Origin of the sequence: Novosphingobium sp. PhB165, assembly GCF_004341845.1 — a bacterium.
Taxonomy (GTDB): Bacteria; Pseudomonadota; Alphaproteobacteria; order Sphingomonadales; family Sphingomonadaceae; genus Novosphingobium.
The window spans coordinates 93,120-106,904 of sequence record NZ_SLVB01000011.1 but is presented as its reverse complement, the minus strand read 5'-3'; the positions used below and the strand labels follow the sequence as shown (position 1 = coordinate 106,904).

Below are 13,785 nucleotides of genomic sequence, written 5' to 3'. Positions count from 1 at the left end.
ACGAAGGCGTGCAAGCGCGGGGAGCAGTGGCACTTCCCCGCGCTTGCTGCCCTTTTACTTGGCCAGCACCGCGTCGATATCGGCGGCCGAGTGCCGTTCGCGGACGAAGCCGTCGCCGTTGCGGTTGACGATGCGGCCGCGCTGGATGCCTTTGCGGGCGGCGAGATCCTCGCCCCAGCGAACGAGATTCGCATAGCTCGGCACGTCGAGGAAAGTTGCCGCGTCGCCATAGGCGTCGCCCCGCAAGAAGCCGCCGAACCAGCCGTAGCAGGCGATGTCTGCGATCGTGTAGTCGTCACCCGCCAGATAGCGCGCCTCGGCGAGGCGCTTGTCGGCGACGTCGAGGATGCGCTTGGTTTCCATCGCGTAGCGGTTGATCGGGTATTCGTACTTCTCCGGCGCGTAGGCGTAGAAGTGGCCGAAACCGCCGCCGATCATCGGCGCGGTGCCCATCTGCCACATGAGCCAGGACATGCATTCGGCGCGCGCCGGCTGGCTGGAGGGCAGGAATTTGCCGAACTTTTCGGCAAGGTGGAACAGGATCGAGCCGGATTCGAAGACGCGGACCGGCTCATTGCCCGAGCAATCGAGCAGGGCGGGGATCTTCGAATTGGGATTGATCGCAACGAAGTCCGACCCGAACTGGTCGCCATTGCCGATGTCGATCAGCCATGCATCGTACTCGGCCTCGGCGACGCCGACTGCCAGCAGCTCTTCCAGCATGATCGTTACCTTCTGCCCATTCGGCGTGCCGAGCGAGTAGAGCTGCAACGGATGCTGGCCGCGCGGCAGTGTCTGCTCGTGCGTGGCGCCGGACACCGGGCGGTTGGTCTTGGCCCATTCGCCGCCGTTCTCTTTGTCCCAGGTCCAGACTTTCGGCGGTTCGTAGGTGGTTTTGAGCATGGAGGAACTCCGTGAGTGTCGTTCCCGGTCAGGTAGGGTCGGCGATGGCCCGCTACAACCCTTCGACCGGTCTTCGCCGGGCGCTCAGGTAATTGAAATAAGATAAATAAATCAAATTCGTAATCCGAAAGTATGAGGAACTTGCCTATGGGTCAGGCGTTGACAGGCAATGCTCAGGTTGGGCAAGCAGGTCAGGCATGATTCAATCGATTGAAAATGAGCTCTCCGGCCGTTCCGGGGAGACCAGCCGCCAGTCGCGTCGCCGCAACAAGGGGTTCGAAGAAACCCACCTCGTACTGATCGAGACCGCAGTGAAACTGGTCTCGGCAAAGGGAATGGAAGCACTTTCACTTTCGGAAGTCGCGCGTGAGGCCGGTGTGAACCGGACCACCATCTATTATCACTTCGCGGACCGCGAGGCGTTGATTAATGCCATACGCAAATGGTCGGCGCAGCAACTTACCGCGGTGCTCTCGTCCACGGACACGGCCGAGCACCGGGGGCGCAGCGTAATCCGCTATGTGCTGGAGAATCCGGAAGTCGTGGCGCTGTGGACGGAGGATTTCCTGTCCCCGGGCCGGATCTCGGACCGCTATGCGATGTTCGATGGCCTGACCGAGGAATTGCGCGTCCATTTCGAGACCGAACCCATGGCCGAGGGCTTGGATGCCGAGGTCTTCGCCACGTTCATGCTGACGTGGGTACTGGCAGGCGCGCGCGTCTACCGGAACAGCGTTCAGCCCGAAGCTTCGCTTGATGAGGCGGTTGAGCGGCTGACAGGCACGCATATGGCGATCCTGCGCCTATGCGGTCTTGTAAAGGGCTGAAGGCCAGCAATTGCTGGCCTGCGATTTTCAAACGATCGCTTAAGGAAACAGGCAGGGGCGTTACCCCTGCCTGCATGCGTTTACTTGCAGTCGATCTTGCGGATCCAGCCATGGGTATCCGCCGCTTCGCCGCGCTGGATCGAAACCAACCGGTTCTTGAGCTTGGAGGTCACCTGACCGGGACCGCCCGAGCCGATGATGAAATCGCCAGCGCGGCCGGAAACCTTGCCGACCGGAGTCACGACCGCCGCAGTGCCGCAGGCGAAGGTTTCGATCAGCTTGCCGGAGGCAGCGTCGGCGCGCCATTCTTCGAGGCTGTAACGGCCTTCCTCGACCTTGAGGCCTTCCTCGCGTGCCAGTTGCAGCAGGCTGTCGCGGGTGATGCCGGGCAGGATCGTGCCGGTGAGGGCGGGGGTGAGCAGGGTGCCATCCTCGAACACGAAGTAGAGGTTCATGCCGCCCAGTTCCTCGATCCACTTGTGCTCCGCGGCATCGAGGAAGACGACCTGATCATGGCCGCGCGCGATGGCTTCGGCCTGCGGTACGAGGCTGGCGGCGTAGTTGCCGCCGCACTTGGCCGCGCCGGTGCCGCCGGGGGCGGCGCGGGTGTAGTCCGAAACCCAGATCGAGACCGCCGGGGCGCCCGACTTGAAATAATTGCCCGCCGGGCTGGCGATGACGATGAACTTGTACTGCTTGGCCGGACGCACGCCGAGGAAGGCCTCGGTGGCTATCATGAAGGGGCGCAGATAGAGCGAGGCGCCTTCGGCACCCGGGATCCATGCGCTGTCTGCCTGGACGAGCCGCTCGATCGCCTCGATGAACAGCTCCTCGGGCACTTCGGGCATCGCCAGGCGCTGGGCCGAGGTGTTGAAGCGCGCGGCGTTGGCGGCGGGGCGGAACAGCGCAACGGCGCCGTCGGCTTGCTTGTACGCCTTGAGGCCTTCGAAGATCTCCTGCGCATAGTGCAGCACGGCCGCGGCCGGATCGAGCGCGAGCGGCTGGCGCGGGCCTACTACGGCGTCATGCCAGCCCTTGCCCTCGGTCCACTCTACAGTGACCATGTGGTCCGAGAAATGCGTGCCGAAACCGGGGTTCGCAAGGATCGCCTCGCGCGTTTCGGCGCTGGTCGGCGCGGGGTGGGGCAGAGTGCTGAAAGTCAGGCCGGCATCGGCGAGCGTCGCCATCGAACGAAATCCTCTAGACTGCGATTGCCTGCGCTCTCTGAACGAAAATTACGCGCAGCGCAACCATATAGTAATTTTGATACGCGGTGTTGTTGCTTTAGCGCGAATTGAGGGCGGAAAGCCGGTAGACTCGCGCAGGAAGCCAGAGCGTGAATGCTCCTAGCGCCTGCTCGCGCGAAAGGGCCAGTGCGAAATGCGCCGGGCGGCTTGCTTCGGGTGATGTTGAGGAGTGCGGCGCGTTCTGGGGCTCAGCGGTGTGCAAAGCCGGGAATGCGCCCAAATGAGAAGGGCCGCCCCGGAAATCCGGTGCGGCCCTTCGCATGGTCAGCGGCCGGGAAGTGCCGCCAGCGAAAGCCTTTATCGCTAATTCAACTCAGCGATAATGCCTCGCGACGGAAATTGCCGACCTCTCTGCTGAACCATGAGACATCGGATCACCTCCTTTCGCGCTGTTGAGCCAAAGTACGCCGTGTTACCGGCTGGGGCTTCGGTCCATCCCGGGCGCGTTTCCCAGGGTCCCTCGGCCCTGTTCAAATGTGTGTCTGATTCCGCAGCGCACAACAAGACTTGTATTCGTTTTTTTTGGGATCATTATCGGTGCTTCGGGCTAGTTTTCCCCAGCCTTCGATCCGCTCCGGAACGCGATTGTTGGGGCGCTGGATTGCGGCCTGAAAGCGCCCGATTTTAGCTCCAGACAGGCTCTTCAGGCGCCCTGAAAGGCGCCTCGCGAGTCCCGTTCAAAAGTGCACGTTTAGAGGGCGTTCAGTGCCAATCTCAGCGGCAGTCCTCGACCACGCGGGAGACTTCGGTCCAGCTCGGTATATAGAGCGTGGCAGTGCCCGCCGTTTCGATGGCGAAGCGGCCCTTGCTGAAGGCCATGGCGTCCAGCAGCGCGTCGCGCGCCGGCACGTCTACTGCCAGGCCCCCGGCCACGGGCGTGGCGGTCAGGGCGCGCGCAACATCGGATGTGCGCACGGTGAGGGAACCGGGCGCGGATGCAGCATTCCCTGCGCGGATCAGCGTGACCGTTCCCGCCGGCCTATTGCAGCGCATCGTGAAGAGCCCACCCGCGAACGTGGCGGTGCCCGGCGCGGTCATGCTCCAGTCGCCCGGGGTCTGCGGAGCGTCGCGCCAGTCGGCCGGCGGTGGGGCGGGTCGCGTGACCGGAGCCGGCGCGGGGCGCGGCGGGGGCGCGGGTGGCTGGGGCGCGGACACGCAGGCCGCGAGCAGCGCCAGCGCGGTCAGCGGGGCGCTTGCGACAAGTTTGCGGGGGAACGACGGGACGGCTGCAAGCCGGCGCGGATTTGCCTTCATGCCCCCGGTATGGAATGAGGCGCGCTCCTTCTCAAGTGCACAAAGCCAATGACCGACCCGTCCGAGCCCCGACATATCGAAAACAAGCCCGCCGACAGCAAGCGCCCGGCAAAGGCGCGCGTCGACCAGATGCTGGTCGATCGCGGCCTTGCCGAAAGCCGTACGCGGGCGCAGGCGCTGGTGTTGGCGGGCCTGGTGTTTTCCGGCGAGACCAAGATCGCCAAGCCTGGGCAGAGCCTCAAGAGCGACGCGCCGCTGGAGGTGCGTGGGCGCGATCATCCCTGGGTCTCGCGCGGCGGGATCAAGCTGGCGCATGCCATCGAGCACTTCGATCTCGATCCCACGGGTGCCATCGCCATGGATGTCGGCAGTTCGACCGGCGGCTTTACCGACGTGCTGCTGACCAAGGGCGCGGAGCATGTCTTCGCGGTGGATTCGGGCACTAACCAGCTGGCTTGGAAGCTGCGGCAGGATCCCCGCGTGACCGTGCTGGAGCAGACGAGCGCGCGGATCCTGACGCCTGAGCAGATCGATCGTCCGTGCAATTGGGTGGTCTGCGACGCCAGCTTCATCTCGCTCGCCAAAGTGCTGGAAGTGCCGCTGCGCCTTGCTGCGCCGCAGTGCCGCGTGGTCGCGCTCATCAAGCCGCAGTTCGAAGTGGGCCGCAGCGAAGTGGGCAAGGGCGGCGTCGTGCGCGATCCCGTGCTGCATGAGCGGGTCTGCGGCGAAGTGCGGGACTGGCTGGAAAGCGATGGCTGGACGATTCAGGGCATCGTCGAAAGCCCGATCAAGGGCCCGGAAGGGAACGTGGAATTTCTGGTTTCCGCATCGCGCGGTTGAGCATGGCGGGCGGCGGATCGATGGACCGGCCGACTTTTGCGCTCCACGCGCATTGCGTGTTTGCCCGAGTCGTACCACAAACCGCCGCACTTGATGGTTTTTCCTGATTCGGGGGTTTGCCAGGAAATGAACCCAATTGCCTCACCGGCCCAGTTGCGTGCCAGCCTCTTGCGCTGGTCGCTGGTGCTCGTGCCGTTGATCGTGTTGCTGGGCTTTCTTTCCGGCAAGATCGCGGACAGCGGGCCGGGCAATGCCTGGTTCGACGCGCTTGCCAAGCCCGGGATCTATCCGCCGCCGATAACGTTCGCGATCGTCTGGACCGCGCTCTACGCCCTGATGGGGCTGGCGCTGGCGATGGTCTGCGCCGCGCGCGGCGCACGGGGGCGCGCGGCGGCGGTCGTGGCCTTCGTGGTCCAGTTCGCGCTCAATCTTGCCTGGAGCCCGATCTTCTTCGCGCTTCACCAGATGACCGTCGGGCTCGTCGTGCTGGGGCTGATGATCGTGGCGGTGATCGTGACGATGCTGTTTTTTGCCCGCGTGCGGCCGGTGGCGGCCCTGCTGCTGGTGCCGTACCTCGCGTGGATCTGCTTCGCCAGTTACCTCAACTTTGCGTTCCTCCAGCTCAATCGCGACATGGACGGCGTTGAAGGCCCGCGCGCGGTGGAGCGTTTCGAAATCTGACGGACTGCCTCTTGCGCAGTTTGGCTCAAGCGACCAAATAGCCCCCATGCAAAGCGAAAACCCCTTCGTCGCCGATTTCGTCAAGATGATGAACAGCGCCGCCGGCACGCTCGCCGGCGTCGGCCGCGAAGCGCGCGACAATGCGCGCGAGCGCTTCCGGGAGTTCATGGGCGATATGGACTTCGTCAGCCGCGAGGAATTCGAGGCCGTGAAGGAACTGGCCGCCACCGCGCGTGGCGAGATCGAGGACCTCAAGGCCCGCATCGCCAAGCTCGAAGGCAAGTCGGGCGAGTGATCGCCCGCCGGGGGAGCGTCCTTTGAGGGTGCCTCCTTCCACCTTGTTTCGCGTTTCCTGAAGCTCCACAAGCCGCAGCCATGCAGTTGCGCGCTCCCGCTATCGTCTGTGCGACGCGGCCTCATGGTGAGACCGCCGTCATCGCCCGGCTGCTCACCGAAGAGGCCGGGATCGTTGCCGCCTATGTCGCCGGAGGGCGCGGGCGGCAGCTTCGCCCGGTGCTGATCCCCGGCAATGTGGTGGAAATCGACTTGCGGTCGCGCAGCGAGGACCAGCTTCCTTTCGCGCGCGTCGAGCTGCTCGAATCTCGCGGGCCCTGGCTCAGCGAACCGCTCCCTGCCGCCGCGATTTCGTGGGTTACGGCGCTGGCCGCCACCGCGCTTCCCGAGCGGCAGGCCTTTCCTGCGCTTTATCAGGCGCTCACTGCGCTGCTCGATGCGATCTGCGTCGCGCCGTCCGCGCGGGGCTGGGTCATGCCCTTGCTTTCGTTCGAAGTCCTGCTGCTGCGCGAGCTTGGCTATGGGGTTCCGGTCGGCCGCCCGAACGACGACGACTGGGGGGCGATGCTTGACGTTTTCGACCGCCTCGGGCCCGAGCTTGCGCGCTATCCGCTTGCCGAACGGCGCGGAGACGTTATGGGGGCGCGCGTCCTTCTGCGCGAGCGGCTGGGGCGAATTCACGGCTAAACGCCCAACGGAGAACGTACATGCGCATTGCGGTATTTGCAGGAGACGGGATCGGTCCCGAGGTCACCGAGCAGGCAGTGCGTGTTCTCAAGGCGCTTGAACTTCCCGGCCTCGAACTCGTCGAAGGCGATGTCGGCGGCGTTGCCTATCGCAAGCACGGCCACCCGCTGCCCGCAGAAACGCTGGAGATCGCGCGCTCGGCCGAGGCGATCCTGTTCGGCGCGGTGGGCGATTTCTCGTGCGATCACCTTGAGCGTCACCTGCGCCCCGAACAGGCCATTCTCGGCCTGCGCAAGGAACTGGGCCTCTTCGCCAACTTGCGCCCGGCGCGCGTGTTCCCGGGTCTGGAAGACCTGACCACGCTGCGCGAGGAAGTCGCCGCGAAGATCGACCTGCTGATCGTGCGCGAGCTGAACGGCGATGTGTACTTCGGCGAGAAGGGCATCCGCACACTGGAAGACGGCCGCCGTCAGGGCTGGGACATGATGTCCTACGCCGAAGACGAAGTGCGCCGCATCGCCCATGCCGGTTTCCAGGCTGCGATGACCCGTTCGAAGAAGCTGTGCTCGGTGGACAAGGCCAACGTCCTCGAAACCTCGCAGCTCTGGCGCGATGTGGTGATCGAGGTTGCCAAGGAATATCCTGAGGTCGAACTCAGCCACATGTACGTCGACAATGCGGCGATGCAACTGGTGAAGAACCCCGGCCAGTTCGACGTGATCGTCACCGGCAACCTGTTCGGCGACATCCTTTCCGACCAGGCCTCGATGTGCGTGGGCTCGATCGGCCTGCTCGCTTCGGCCAGTCTTGCCGAAGGCTCTTATGGCCTTTATGAGCCGATCCACGGTTCGGCGCCTGACATCGCCGGCAAGGGTCTTGCCAATCCGATGGCGACGATCCTTTCGGCGGCGATGCTGCTGCGCCACTCGCTCGGTCTCGAAGCCGAGGCCGTGCGGATCGAGGCGGCAGTGGCGAAGACGCTGGCCGACGGGATCAAGGGCGGCGACCTTGGCGGCTCGGCAGGCACCCGCGAGATCGGTGATGCCGTGCTGGCGCGGCTCTGATCGCGGATAAGGTTTCTTCAGGTTTACCAAGTAAAACAGGGCGCATGAACATCACCCGTTCCGATCTTGCCGAGGCCGTAGACGTCGCCGCAGCTCAGGCCACCAAGCCGCTTGAGCTGGCCGTCGTCCTGCCGACGTACAATGAGCGCAAGAACATCGCGACGATGATCGACCGGCTCGACAAGGCGCTCAAGGGCGTCGTGTGGGAAGCGATCTTCGTCGACGACAACAGCCCCGACGGCACCTCGGACGAGGCGCGGAATCTGGCGCTGCGCGATCCGCGCGTGCGCTGCATCCAGCGCATCGGCCGCCGCGGCCTTGCCAGCGCCGCGATCGAGGGCATGTGCTCCACGGCGGCGCCGGTGGTGGCGGTGATGGATGCGGACCACCAGCACGATCCCGAACTGCTGCCGCAGATGCTGAAGGCCGTAAGCTCGGGCGAATACGACCTCGCCTATGCCTCGCGCTTTGCCGAAGGCGCCAGCACCGAGGCCTGGGGCCGTCCGGACCGCGTGAAGGCGTCTGGCTTCGCCAACAAGATTGCCAACAAGGTCACGGGCGTTGATCTCAGCGACCCCATGAGCGGCTTCTTCATGCTCCAGACCAAGATCCTGCGGGCCGACGCGCATCGGCTTTCGGGTGTGGGCTTCAAGATTCTGCTCGATATTCTCGCCACGGTCGATGCACCGTTGCGGGTCAAGGAATTTCCCCTGAACTTCGCCGCGCGCGCGGAAGGCGAAAGCAAGCTGGACAGGACGGTCGTGTTCGAATTCCTCGTTGGTCTTTACGACAAGTGGCTCGGCCGCTTCATCCCCACCCGCTTCGCGCTGTTCGGCACGGTCGGCGGCCTGGGCGCGGTTCTGCACATGAGCGTGCTGGCACTGGTGCTGCACCTGTTCGGCGCCGAATTCGCGATGAGCCACTATCCGAAGGAAACCGCGTTCATCGTCGGCCAGACGATCGCGGCGATCGTCGCGATGACGTTCAACTTCGTGCTCAACAACGAACTGACTTACGCGGACAAGCGCCTGCGCGGGTTCGGCCCGCTGGTGCGTGGCTGGGCGCAGTTCGCGCTGACTTGCGCTTTCGGCATGGTCGCCAATATCGGCGCCTCCACGGCGCTGGTGCGCATCGGTTTCCATGACTATGCGGCGGCGATCATCGGCATCGTGCTGGCTTCGGTCTGGAACTTCGCGCTTTCGTCGAAGTTCGTCTGGGGCAAGTACTGACCATCGACTCGGCCGTTCTGCGGCCCCGTCGTCAAAGTCATCACCATGAACGCGCGCCGCTGGTCGGCGCGCGTTTGTCGTTGTGGGTACTTGATCGACAATAAACTGGCGTTCGCCGGAAACGCTTTGATCGCTGCGAAGCTCTGGCGTCTCTCCCCGCCATCGAACCGGGTAGGGAGAATTTCATGATCTTTCACGTTTCCACCGACGCCCGCGATCCGCAGCGGGTTGCCGAAGTGCTGGCCGAACTGCTGGGCGGCGAGGCGACGCCGTTTCCGCCGGTTGCCGAGGGCAGCTGGGTCGCCCACGCGGGCGACGAGCGCAACACGCTGGTCGAGGTCTATCCGCGCGGAACGCAGCTTATGGAAGCGCCGGGGAAGGGAGACTTTCTGGGCGTGCCGGGCGATGGCGGGCTCAGCGCCACGCATTTCGCCATGGCGACCAACCTCGGGCCCGCGCAAGTCTTCCTGATCGCCGCGCGCGAGGGCTGGCCCGCCAAGTACTGCAAGCGCGGCGGTGCTTTCGGCGTGATCGAGCTATGGATGGAGGGCGACCGTGTGGTCGAGGTGCTGACGCCCGAAATGCAGGCGGAATACCTTGCCGCCGTCACGCTGCCCAACTGGAAAGCGGCACTGGCGCAAGGCGCAGGCGCGCAACGGGCGATGGCGTGAGCGAGGCGGACGGATAAGGGCGGGAGGTCGTACTCCAGCCCTGTCCGTGCCCGTTTATCGCCAGCTCGGCAGCCACATCCAGAAGTTGTAGGTCTCTTCGGTCGGCAGCGGCAGGGCCGAGATGATCGGAAAGAACAGCACGAACATCCCCAGCGTCACCGCCATCGACAGCGTGGCGAGGTGGCGCCAGCGATCCTTGCGCTGCCACAGGGCCTCCAGGGCGAAAGCCAGCGGTGCCATCAGGAAGGCGCCGGGCAGCAGGTAGTGGTAATAGAACTGCACCGGCTTGCCGTTCACCGCCCACATCATCAGCGTGGCCGCGTAAAGCACCAGGAAGACGCCGATGTCGCCCCGGCGGCGGAACAGCGCGGCCCACAGGCCCCAGAAGAAGGCAACAAGGCCCGCCAGCATCGAGAATGGATTGCCAAGCATGACGATGCCGCGATGGGCACCGTCGACATTCTTGAACAAGTACCAGATCACCCGCCAGTCGACCGCCCACTGGTACCAGAAGCTGCGGTAGGGGTGCGGCTTCTTCACGCTGTCCTGCAAGCGGACCATCAGCTCGTGCTGGCCGATGAAATCGAACGGCGAAAGCGTCAGGCGCGAATAGAACATCGCGGGCGTATAGGTCGCCCAATAGACCGCGATGGGCAGCAGGCCGAGCCAGAAGGCCGCCTCCACCAGCGAGATTCCGGGGATCGGCCCGGCGTTCCGCTGACCGATGAACTTCCAGCCGGTTTCCTTCATGCGCAGCACAAGGAAGCACAGGCCCGGCATGATCAGCGCCGGCGCGCTGCTCCACTTGGCGCCCAGCGACAGGCCCAGCGCAATGCCGGCGGCGGCAAGGCGCAGGCGTGCCGCGCCGATGCTCCTGGTGTTCAGCGCGGCGGCGAATTGCCACAGGCCGATCATGCAGAGCGCGGCTTCCACCATATCGAGCATGGCGATGCGGCTCTGCACGAACCACATGAAGTTGGTCGCCAGCAGAACGATCGCCGCGATCGTCGCGGCGCGCCGATGCGAGGCGTGCCAGACCAGTCGGCCGAACGCGAAGAGGCCCGCCGTGCCGAACAGCACCGGCCCCAATCGCCATCCCAGCGGTCGATCGCCGATGAAGTGGATGGAGGTGGCAATCACTTCCTTGGCGAACAGCGGATGCTCGCGATTCGTCGGAATCAGGCTGAGCATTTTCAGCGCAGCCGGGACGTAGTGAACCTCGTCGAAGTAATAGATACTGGGCGTCGTGATCCGCCATAGCGCGAGAGCCAGGAAAAGCCCGGTTACGGCAAGGCACCAGCCGAGCGGGTCACGATTGTTGCGGGAAGCGATCGGCATCGGAGGCGCGGAATAAGGGGGAAGCGTGTGGACTGCAAGCGCGCCATTTGCGCCGGGCGGACGGGCGCGGGCGCTTGCATCCATCCGCGCGCGATCCTAGAGGCTTGGGCCATGAAACGCACGACCGGACAGGACCGCACCAAGACCCGCAACTGGCGCCCGGCCACCCGCGCAATTCGCGGTGGTACCTGGCGTTCGGAAATGGGTGAGACCAGCGAAGCGCTGTTCCTCACCTCGGGCTATTCCTACGACGATGCCGCCACCGTTGCCGCCCGCTTCATGGGCGAGGACGACGGCATGACCTATTCGCGCCTCCAGAACCCGACGGTGCAGATGCTCGAAGAGCGCATCGCCCTGCTGGAAGGGGCCGAGGCGTGCCGCACGCAGGCATCGGGTATGGCGGCGATGACCGCCGCGCTGCTGTGCCAGCTTTCGGCGGGTGACCACATGGTTTCCGCCCGCGCCGCCTTCGGTTCGTGCCGCTGGCTGGGCGACAGCCTGCTGCCGCGCTTCGGCGTGGACGTGACGGTGGTGGACGCCACCGACCTTTCCGCGTGGGAAGCGGCGATCCGCCCCAACACCAAGGTGTTCTTCTTCGAAACCCCGGCGAACCCGACGATGGACGTCGCCGACCTTGCCGCCATTGCCGAAATCGCCAAGGCCCACGGCATCACCACCGTGGTCGACAATGCGTTTTGCAGCCCGGCGCTGCAGCGCCCGCTGGAATTCGGCATCGACGTGGTCGCCTATTCGGCCACCAAGCTGATGGACGGGCAGGGCCGCGTTCTGGCCGGTGCCGTCTGCGGTAGCGAGGAATTCATCAACGACAAGCTGCTGCCGTTCCAGCGCAACACCGGCCCGAACCTTTCGCCGTTCAACGCCTGGGTGGTGCTGAAGGGGCTTGAGACGCTGGACCTGCGCGCCAAGAAGCAGAGCGAGAATGCGCTCAAGGTCGGCCAGTTCGTCGCCGGCCGCGTGCCGAAGATCCTGCACCCCTGGCTGGACAGCCACCCGGCGCAGGCGCTGGCGATGAAGCAGATGGACGCTTGCGGTCCGATCTTCAGCTTCGTCCTCGATGGCGGCCGCGCGCAGGCGCATGCGCTGCTCGACGCGCTGGAACTGATCGATATTTCGAACAACATCGGCGACTCGCGTTCGCTGATGTGCCATCCTGCCTCCACCACGCACCACAACATGGGGCCGGAGGCACGCGAGGCCATGGGCATTTCGGAAGGCATGCTGCGCATCAACATCGGTCTGGAAGATCCGGATGATCTGATCGCGGATCTCGATCAGGCGCTGGCCAAGGCGGGTCTCTGAACCCGCCCGGGCTCGGGACCGACGCCGGGGCACTGCTCGCGGCGATCGTCGAATCAAGTGACGATGCCATTGTCGGCAAGTCGCTCGACGGGACGATCCTGAGCTGGAACCAGGCTGCCGAGCGCATTTTCGGCTGGAGTTCGGCCGAGATCGTCGGGATGAACGTGCGCACGCTGATCCCCGAGGACCGGCAGGCCGAGGAAGATGCGATCATCGCCAGCATCACGCGGGGCGAGCGCGTGCCCACGTTCGAGACCGTGCGGAAGCGGAAGGACGGCAGCGCTATCGACGTTGCCGTCACCGTTTCGCCGGTGCTCGACAGTGAAGGGCGGGTGGTCGCCGCCAGCAAGATCGCGCGCGACATCAGCCTCAAGAAGGAAACGCAGCGCCGGCTGGAAGAGAGCGAGGCGCGGCTGAGCCTGCTGGCGGACAACATGTCGCAACTCGCTTGGATCGCGGGGCGCGACGGCCGGGTCGTCTGGCGCAACAAACGCTGGTTCGATTATACCGGCACCACGCCCGAGGAGATGGAGGCCAGCGGCCGCCAAACGGTGCAGCATCCCGACTACAGCGAGGCGGTCAATGCCCGGTTCCGCGACCACCTCGCCTCGGGCGAAGACTGGGAGGATACTTTCCCGCTGCGCAGCGCGAACGGCGAATGGCGCTGGTTCCTCTCTCGCGCGACGCCGATCCGCGACGAAGCGCGGAGCATCCTCTATTGGTTCGGCACCAATACCGACGTGACCGAGATGCGCGATGCGGAGCAGCGCATCGAACTGCTGTTGCAGGAGGTCAATCATCGCAGCAAGAACATGCTGTCGATCATCCAGTCGCTTGCGCGCCGGACGGACAAGAACCGGCCGGACTTTATCGAACGGCTGGAGCAGCGCATTCGCAGCCTTGCCGCCAGTCAGGACCTGCTGGTGCGCCGCGCGTGGTCGAGCATTCCGGTGCGCGAGATGATCGATACCCAGTTGCAGACGCTAGTGGATTCGCACGTGCAAGTGCGCCTGGACGGGCCGGAAGTCCTGCTCTCCCCCGGCGCGGCAGAGGCGCTGGCCATGGCTATCCACGAGATGGGCACCAATGCGCTCAAGTATGGCGCGCTTTCGGTGCCGGATGGCCGGGTCGCGATCGAATGGTCGGTCGAACCGGCGCCGGAAGGCGAAGCGCCCGGTTTCCGCATCGCCTGGCACGAGCAGGGAGGCCCGCCGGTGTCGGCCCCGACACGCCCGGGATTCGGCACGCGGATCATCGTCGACGTGCCGCGCGTGAAGCTCAATGCGCAAGTGGAGACCGCTTACGATCCTTCCGGCTTTGCGTGGTACCTCGCATGCCCCGTGTCGGCGATTCTGTGATCCACTGATAATTTTCCAGCGATTTGCGGGAGCAAGGCATTGGGTCTAAGAGTTGTCCATAAGTCGTTAGCC

14 protein-coding genes are annotated in these 13,785 nt (G+C 64.8%); 10 read left to right on the top strand and 4 right to left on the bottom strand.

Annotated elements, in window-relative coordinates:
- Window positions 1–54 precede the first annotated feature (54 nt).
- Complete coding sequence (yghU, locus tag EDF56_RS22765) at window positions 55–903, bottom strand: glutathione-dependent disulfide-bond oxidoreductase (protein ID WP_132391893.1); 849 nt, start codon at window positions 901–903, stop codon at window positions 55–57.
- A 197-nt stretch (window positions 904–1,100) separates the two neighbouring features.
- On the opposite strand from yghU, the gene EDF56_RS22760 reads away from it, so the two are divergent.
- Window positions 1,101–1,730 (top strand): TetR/AcrR family transcriptional regulator, encoded by a 630-nt coding sequence (locus EDF56_RS22760; protein ID WP_132391891.1) that lies wholly within the window; start codon window positions 1,101–1,103, stop codon window positions 1,728–1,730.
- Window positions 1,731–1,810: 80 nt separating this feature from the next.
- Here the strand turns inward: EDF56_RS22760 and EDF56_RS22755 are convergent, their stop codons facing one another.
- Window positions 1,811–2,917 (bottom strand): branched-chain amino acid aminotransferase, encoded by a 1,107-nt coding sequence (locus EDF56_RS22755; RefSeq protein WP_132391889.1) that lies wholly within the window; start codon window positions 2,915–2,917, stop codon window positions 1,811–1,813.
- Window positions 2,918–3,691: 774 nt separating this feature from the next.
- Entirely contained in the window at window positions 3,692–4,231 is a 540-nt protein-coding gene (locus EDF56_RS22750; RefSeq protein ID WP_243652795.1) for a hypothetical protein, read from the bottom strand.
- 48 nt (window positions 4,232–4,279) lie between these two features.
- On the opposite strand from EDF56_RS22750, the gene EDF56_RS22745 reads away from it, so the two are divergent.
- The 7 genes from EDF56_RS22745 (at window position 4,280) to EDF56_RS22715 (ending at window position 9,697) form a co-directional block, all read left to right on the top strand.
- Complete coding sequence (locus EDF56_RS22745) at window positions 4,280–5,071, top strand: TlyA family RNA methyltransferase (protein WP_243652794.1); 792 nt, start codon at window positions 4,280–4,282, stop codon at window positions 5,069–5,071.
- A 126-nt stretch (window positions 5,072–5,197) separates the two neighbouring features.
- Window positions 5,198–5,752, top strand: coding sequence for a TspO/MBR family protein (locus tag EDF56_RS22740; RefSeq protein WP_132391887.1), 555 nt, complete (start codon window positions 5,198–5,200; stop codon window positions 5,750–5,752).
- Between the two features lie 46 nt (window positions 5,753–5,798).
- Entirely contained in the window at window positions 5,799–6,047 is a 249-nt protein-coding gene (locus EDF56_RS22735) for an accessory factor UbiK family protein (RefSeq protein WP_132391885.1), read from the top strand.
- An 80-nt stretch (window positions 6,048–6,127) separates the two neighbouring features.
- Window positions 6,128–6,733: a recombination protein O N-terminal domain-containing protein gene (locus EDF56_RS22730; RefSeq protein ID WP_132391883.1), complete on the top strand. Its 606-nt coding sequence runs from the start codon at window positions 6,128–6,130 to the stop codon at window positions 6,731–6,733.
- A gap of 20 nt (window positions 6,734–6,753) precedes the next feature.
- Window positions 6,754–7,797: a 3-isopropylmalate dehydrogenase gene (gene leuB / locus EDF56_RS22725; RefSeq protein WP_132391881.1), complete on the top strand. Its 1,044-nt coding sequence runs from the start codon at window positions 6,754–6,756 to the stop codon at window positions 7,795–7,797.
- A 44-nt stretch (window positions 7,798–7,841) separates the two neighbouring features.
- The gene (locus EDF56_RS22720) at window positions 7,842–9,026 is read left to right on the top strand and encodes a glycosyltransferase family 2 protein (protein ID WP_132391879.1); all 1,185 of its coding nucleotides are present in this window, start codon (window positions 7,842–7,844) and stop codon (window positions 9,024–9,026) included.
- 185 nt (window positions 9,027–9,211) lie between these two features.
- A complete protein-coding gene (locus tag EDF56_RS22715) occupies window positions 9,212–9,697 on the top strand; it encodes a hypothetical protein (RefSeq protein ID WP_132391877.1) in 486 nt (161 codons plus the stop codon).
- A 54-nt stretch (window positions 9,698–9,751) separates the two neighbouring features.
- Here the strand turns inward: EDF56_RS22715 and EDF56_RS22710 are convergent, their stop codons facing one another.
- Window positions 9,752–11,035 (bottom strand): phospholipid carrier-dependent glycosyltransferase, encoded by a 1,284-nt coding sequence (locus EDF56_RS22710; RefSeq protein ID WP_132391970.1) that lies wholly within the window; start codon window positions 11,033–11,035, stop codon window positions 9,752–9,754.
- Window positions 11,036–11,146: 111 nt separating this feature from the next.
- Here EDF56_RS22710 and EDF56_RS22705 point away from each other — a divergent pair, with 111 nt between their 5' ends.
- Window positions 11,147–12,355, top strand: coding sequence for an aminotransferase class I/II-fold pyridoxal phosphate-dependent enzyme (locus tag EDF56_RS22705; protein WP_132391875.1), 1,209 nt, complete (start codon window positions 11,147–11,149; stop codon window positions 12,353–12,355).
- Window positions 12,352–13,713, top strand: coding sequence for a PAS domain S-box protein (locus EDF56_RS22700; RefSeq protein WP_165912338.1), 1,362 nt, complete (start codon window positions 12,352–12,354; stop codon window positions 13,711–13,713). Before EDF56_RS22705 ends, EDF56_RS22700 begins: the two co-directional genes overlap by 4 nt.
- Window positions 13,714–13,785 lie beyond the last annotated feature (72 nt).